The sequence below is a fragment of the Amycolatopsis sp. NPDC021455 genome, from assembly GCF_040640995.1.
GTDB lineage: Bacteria > Actinomycetota > Actinomycetes > Mycobacteriales > Pseudonocardiaceae > Amycolatopsis.
Map to the genome: position 1 here is coordinate 1 of NZ_JBFACT010000151.1, position 4,926 is coordinate 4,926.

The 4,926-nt window shown below is 71.1% G+C and carries 5 protein-coding genes and 1 tRNA gene; 2 read left to right on the forward strand and 4 right to left on the reverse strand.

Annotation, left to right across the window (positions count from 1 at the left end; all coding sequences use genetic code 11):
• Positions 1-107: 107 nt before the first annotated feature.
• The 3 genes from AB0G28_RS49130 to AB0G28_RS49140 form a co-directional block, all read right to left on the reverse strand.
• Positions 108-926 (reverse strand): hypothetical protein, encoded by an 819-nt coding sequence (locus AB0G28_RS49130; RefSeq protein ID WP_361106562.1) that lies wholly within the window; start codon positions 924-926, stop codon positions 108-110.
• A 3-nt stretch (positions 927-929) separates the two neighbouring features.
• A complete protein-coding gene (locus tag AB0G28_RS49135) occupies positions 930-1,727 on the reverse strand; it encodes a teichoic acid biosynthesis protein C (protein ID WP_361106565.1) in 798 nt (265 codons plus the stop codon).
• Positions 1,728-2,157: 430 nt separating this feature from the next.
• A tRNA-Ile gene (locus AB0G28_RS49140) sits at positions 2,158-2,231 on the reverse strand.
• 183 nt (positions 2,232-2,414) lie between these two features.
• On the opposite strand from AB0G28_RS49140, the gene AB0G28_RS49145 reads away from it, so the two are divergent.
• Entirely contained in the window at positions 2,415-2,693 is a 279-nt protein-coding gene (locus tag AB0G28_RS49145) for a hypothetical protein (RefSeq protein WP_361106568.1), read from the forward strand.
• A 7-nt stretch (positions 2,694-2,700) separates the two neighbouring features.
• On the opposite strand, the gene AB0G28_RS49150 is transcribed toward AB0G28_RS49145, so the two are convergent.
• Positions 2,701-3,663 carry a hypothetical protein gene (locus AB0G28_RS49150; RefSeq protein WP_361106571.1) on the reverse strand — a complete coding sequence of 321 codons (963 nt, stop codon included), beginning with the start codon at positions 3,661-3,663 and terminating at the stop codon, positions 2,701-2,703.
• A 189-nt stretch (positions 3,664-3,852) separates the two neighbouring features.
• Here AB0G28_RS49150 and AB0G28_RS49155 point away from each other — a divergent pair, with 189 nt between their 5' ends.
• Positions 3,853-4,851, forward strand: a complete 999-nt coding sequence (locus AB0G28_RS49155; RefSeq protein ID WP_361106573.1) for a hypothetical protein — start codon at positions 3,853-3,855, stop codon at positions 4,849-4,851.
• The last annotated feature ends 75 nt before the right edge of the window (positions 4,852-4,926 follow it).

Genomic DNA, 4,926 nt, shown 5'->3' on the forward strand with positions numbered 1-4,926 from the left:
CACCCCGGCCGGCGAGCTCGTTCCCGCCTGAAGTCCGTGAAGGCCTCCTTCCCGGCTCTTATGGCCGGGAAGGAGGCCTTCACGGACTTTGGCTCCCGTGTGGACGGTTACGAGCAGCGGCCGGCGAGCCAGCGCTTGTAGTCGGCCGTCCAGCTGGTGGCCACGCGGTCCGGAGCCGTGGCGAGGTTCGCCTGCCAGCTTGCCGCGTTGCCGCTCCAGGACGGCGGGGGTTCCTCCCACTTCACCGTGTCCGGCCACGACGGGCCGCCGCCCAGGACCGGCGGGAAGGTGCCCGCCGCCACCCGGGACTTCAGGGCCGCGGCGATGTCGGCGTCGTGGGAGTACACCGTGATCGCCTGGTTCCGGTAGCGCTCGCGCACCGGGTCGGTGATCTCGCTCCACGCCTTCGCCTTGACCGCGGCGGAGCCGTCGATCAGGAACACCTTCGTCTCGGGCTTGATTTCCAGCTCGGCGTACGCGCCCTTCGCGGCGACGTGGTCCAGCCACTGCCGCAGCGAATAGACGCCTTCACCCTTGTACGGGCCCCACTGCAGCGTCCGTCCTTCCAGTTTGTCGCTGCCCGAGGACCAGTAGATGTCGGTGATGTTCTTCTTGACGCCGTCGAGCCCGTGCGTCGACGTGTTGTGCCACATGACCGCCTTGCCGCTGACCGTGCCGTCGGCGCCGACGGCGACCTTGGTCAGCTGGACGTCGGCTTCGAAGCCGCCCGAGCCCTGGGCGATCAGGGTGTCGACCGCCTTGAAGTTGTTGGGGGCGCGCAGCTGGTCGCGGTCCCACGGGTTCGCACCGGTCGGGTAGCCGCCGTGGCTGACGATCACCGGGCAGGCCGGGAGCGCCTGCGCGGCGACTCCGGCGAACGAGGCCGCGGCGAGTGCGCCGGCCAGGAGCGCGGTCGCGAGTTTCATGTCTCACCCCACCAGGACGTTCTTGTAGAAGATGTTGGCGTAGCGGTTGACGTTGTCAAGGCTGCTTCGCGAGCCGAAGCCGAGGAAGAGCCGGGTTTCGCCGTCGGCCGTGCGGTAGACCGCCATGCCCTCGGGTTCGCGGTAGACGAGGGACTCGCCGGCCCGGGTGATCGCGCGTTCCTGCACCTCCCCGGTCTTCATGTCGATGCGCGTGACGTAGGAGTCGATGTCCGCCGAGTCGGCGTGGCCCGATCCGTCCAATGTGTACAGGGAGCTGCCGAGGATCGTGTAGCCCTGGAAGACGACGCTCGACGTGCTCAGCGCCGGTTGCGGGAAGTGGGCCAGCGGATCGGAGAAGTCGCCGGCGGCGGCCTTCGCGAGCGGGTACACGCTGTACCACATCTGGCCGCCTTCGCTGCGGCGTACGGCGATCCGCTCGTACACCGGATCGGTGGCGCAGGTGATGGTCTTGCTGCCGGTGAGGAACTTCTTGACCGACGGGGTGCCGCCGTTGACGAACTTGAAGCGGGCGAGGGCGGTGCCGCGGGCGTCGGTGGTGGTGCCGTCGGCGTCGCATTCCATCCAGATGTAGGAGGCGGTGCCGACGGGTTCGACGCCGAACGACACGCCGTGCCCGGCGTGGTTGAGGTGCATGGAGCCGAGCAGTTCGCCGGCGAAGCTGACCTGGTTGATGCAGAGGTCGTCGCCGGAGGTGCCGTTCTGGGCCTGGACGATGAAGAGCCGCCGGTTGACGTTGTCGAAGGCGAAGCCCTGCATGACGTGGTGGGATTCATGCAGCATCTTGCTGCGAAAGAGATCGTAGGAAGGCTTGGTGATGTCGATGAAGGGCGACGCGGGAAGTTCCTCCGCGAAAGCGGTCCCGCTGCCGAGCAGAACCCCGCCGCCGAGCGCAACAGCGGTGGCGGCCCCGGCCCGAAAAAGCGACCGCCGGGAAAGCGTGAGATCGGAAAGGGGATTCTGGGACACGACTCGCCTCCTGGATCGGATGTATGGCGAGCGACCCTGCCCCGGCGCTGTACACGGGACATACAAAGCCGGATGGCCCATTAGTGCGCGGGCACAACCGGAGGGTTCGAACGAAAGGCGACCATGGCGGGGGTCCGGGGGCGGAGCCCTCCGGGCGGGGCCCGGGGGTTGCACCCCCGGAAAACACGCCGAGCGAGGCTTGGCACGCGCTTTCCGCGTGCACACCTCACCGGCCTCGATCGGGTGGGGCGGGCGGGGCTCGAACCCGCGGCCAAGGGATTATGAGTCCCCTGCTCTAACCAACTGAGCTACCGCCCCCTGACCCCCGGCGCGCAGGCGGCTCGGGGTTTGCTTCCGCACAGAAGACTCAGTTCGCTCCAAGTTATCACAGCGGCCATCCGGGCAGATCCGGTAGGCCAAACAGGTTGAAGTGGCCGCCGACCGGCGCACGCTCGTCTACGTTGCAAGGGCGTCACCGCTGAACGGAACGGCGGGAGGGCCATGGCCACGTCATCGCGGACCACGCCGCCCCGTCCCCGGGCTTTCGGGTTGGCGCTGCTCGACGCACTGACCGCCGGGGCGGCCTTGGGTTACCTCGCGCACCAGTACCGGGAGGCGCTCGTGGCGAACTCCGCGGCCATCGGCCTGGCCTTGCTCTTCGCCGTGGGGTTCGGCGGTGCGGTCCGGGCGGCGGCGCGGCTGCTGCGGCAGGCGAACTCGCGGGTCGACGCGATTTTCGCCGATGAACTGCGGGACAAGCCGTCACCTTGGCCGCGGTGATTCCCTTTCACCGAGCCAGCCATCGCACGCCGTAGGCGAAGCCGAGCTGCGGGCCCACGAAGTCCTGGGCCACTTCGCCGGCGCCGTCCAGCGGGAGTGCCGCGCCGGGCTGGGCCGGGTCGGCGAGCACCGACTGGGGTACCCGGTCGAGCCGCCACACCGCCCGCGGGAGGCGGTGCGGGTGGAAGCGGACGCGGACCGTGAACGATTCACACGTCACCAGCGGCACGAACGCGTACGACGTGCGGATCGGCTTGCCGTCGCGGATGCGGAACACCAGGGAGTAGGTGTGGCTGTCGCCGCGAGCCAGGGGCCGCGGCAGGTCGAGCGGCCAGCGGAAGTGCCGCTGGCCCTCCCGGTCCGGGGCGCCGATGCGGACGCCGTGCTGGGCGTCGGCGACCACGTCGCGTTCGCCCCCGCCGCCACCGTCTTCGGTGCGCGGCACGGTGAACCGGGCGGAGATCCTGCTCAGGCCGTCCCGGGTCGAGACGATCACCCGCTCTTCGATCAGCTCCGGTTCCCCGGTGTCCAGCCGCACGAGGGCCTTGAGGCGTTTGACGAACCAGCCCTTGTCCGGGTCCGGCACTCCCTCGCCGGGCCGGGTGCCCGCCTCGATCTCGGCGGCCAACCGGGCGAACGCCCGGTCGATCCGGCGCCGCGCCGTGCGTTCGGAGACGCTCAGCCGCTCGGCGAGGACCCCGACCCGGTCGCTGAGCCGGGCGTGCCGTGCGCCGGGGGTGATGGCCAGGGCGACGTTGACGGCCAGCCGGTCGTCGGCCGGGAAGTCGGCCATCGCGGCCGCGATCGCTTCCCGCAGGACGCGTCTCGCTTCGCGGTCGCTGGTCGTCCGGTGCAATTCGCACCAACCGGAAAGCAGCGGGCCCAGCCGGCCGCGCAGCTTTTCGGTTTCCAGGCCCCAGCCCCGCCGCAAAGTGGTCAGTTCGCGGATCAGTCCGTCGTCGTGTGCCATGGGATTTCGATTGTGACACGCGGACTTCCGGGCGATCGGCGGAAGCGCGTGGGCCGATCAGGTGATTCCCGGGTGGCCAGTTTTTGGCCAATTCCGTGGAAATTCGGCCCGCCGCGGGCCTTTTCCGCTTCCCCGGCTGACCGACCATTTCCCCCGTCGGCGCAGTCCAGGACGGCATCCGGAGGAAAGTTGCTCCCCAGCACGCTCCCGCCGAACGAGCAGGCCGAGGTCGCGGTGCTCCGCGGGCTGGCGCGCGACGGGCTGCTCGCCAGCTCGGCCGCGGCCGCTTCGCCCGGCCGGCTCGCCCGGCTGCGCGGCGCGGTCTACACCGTGGCGTGGCCCCTGGTGTTCGCGCGGATCACCAAACCACTGGAACAGCAGCGCCGCCACCCGGACTGCACGAGACGGCTCGAGTCGATGCGGCCGGACTGCCTCGACCGCTTCCACGACGACGTGGAGGCGGTGGTGGAGCACGCGCTGCGGCGCGCGACCGACCCGATCGAGAACCTGGAGGGCTGGCTGGCGACCCGCCTGGCCCCGGCGACGGTCGACGCGCACCGGCGGCGGCGGGGAGAGATCGGCGCGCTGCAACGGCCGAGGCTCCCGGCCTGGCTGTCCGCCGCCCTCGGCGGCGACCGGTGGCTGGGCGAGCTGGCCGTGCAGATCCTGGTCTGGGCCGGGGTGCCGTCGACGGCGGGCGCCGAGCTGTGGCCACTGGACGGCTGGGCGGCGCGGCGCGCCGAGGTCACCGGCGAGCCGGTGGCGGCTCGCGAAACGCTCGACCGCGAGGTCCGGACGGTCCTGGCCGCGATGCGCACCCGCCCGAAGTGGCACGCGGAGCACGTCGAGCGCCCGCTGGGGCACAAGCAGGCACCGGTCGCGCCGATGCCGGCGGACAACGCGGCCGAGCTGCCGGCACTGGACCTGGCGAACCCGCACGAAGCCGAGGACACCCGGCTGGCGGAACTGGCCCAGCAGGCACTGCACGCGATCGAAGCCCGCCTGGACCGCGGCGAATCACCCGAGGCGGCGGTGACGGCGGTGGTCCGCCTGGTGTTCGGCGCGGACGCCTCGGGTCCGCTGCCCGCCGACAGGTGGACCCGCGACGACTGGCTGGCCGCGGCACTGGCCGACGAGGCGCGGCTGGCGGAGATCGTGGCCACGGCCCTGGCCATCCTCGGCCGCTGACCGGCTCAAGCGCCCCAATGTGGCGTTCGTCGTCCCGCGCCGCGGCTTCGCCATCGGCGTGCGGGTCACGACGCC

What these genes read in the sequence shown, in the direction of transcription:
- AB0G28_RS49150 (WP_361106571.1), bottom strand. Translation starts at nt 3,663, where the DNA reads ATGGCACACGACGACGGACTGATCCGCGAACTGACCACTTTGCGGCGG.
- AB0G28_RS49135 (WP_361106565.1), bottom strand. Translation starts at nt 1,727, where the DNA reads ATGCTGCATGAATCCCACCACGTCATGCAGGGCTTCGCCTTCGACAAC.
- AB0G28_RS49130 (WP_361106562.1), bottom strand. Translation starts at nt 926, where the DNA reads ATGAAACTCGCGACCGCGCTCCTGGCCGGCGCACTCGCCGCGGCCTCG.
- AB0G28_RS49145 (WP_361106568.1), top strand. Translation starts at nt 2,415, where the DNA reads ATGGCCACGTCATCGCGGACCACGCCGCCCCGTCCCCGGGCTTTCGGG.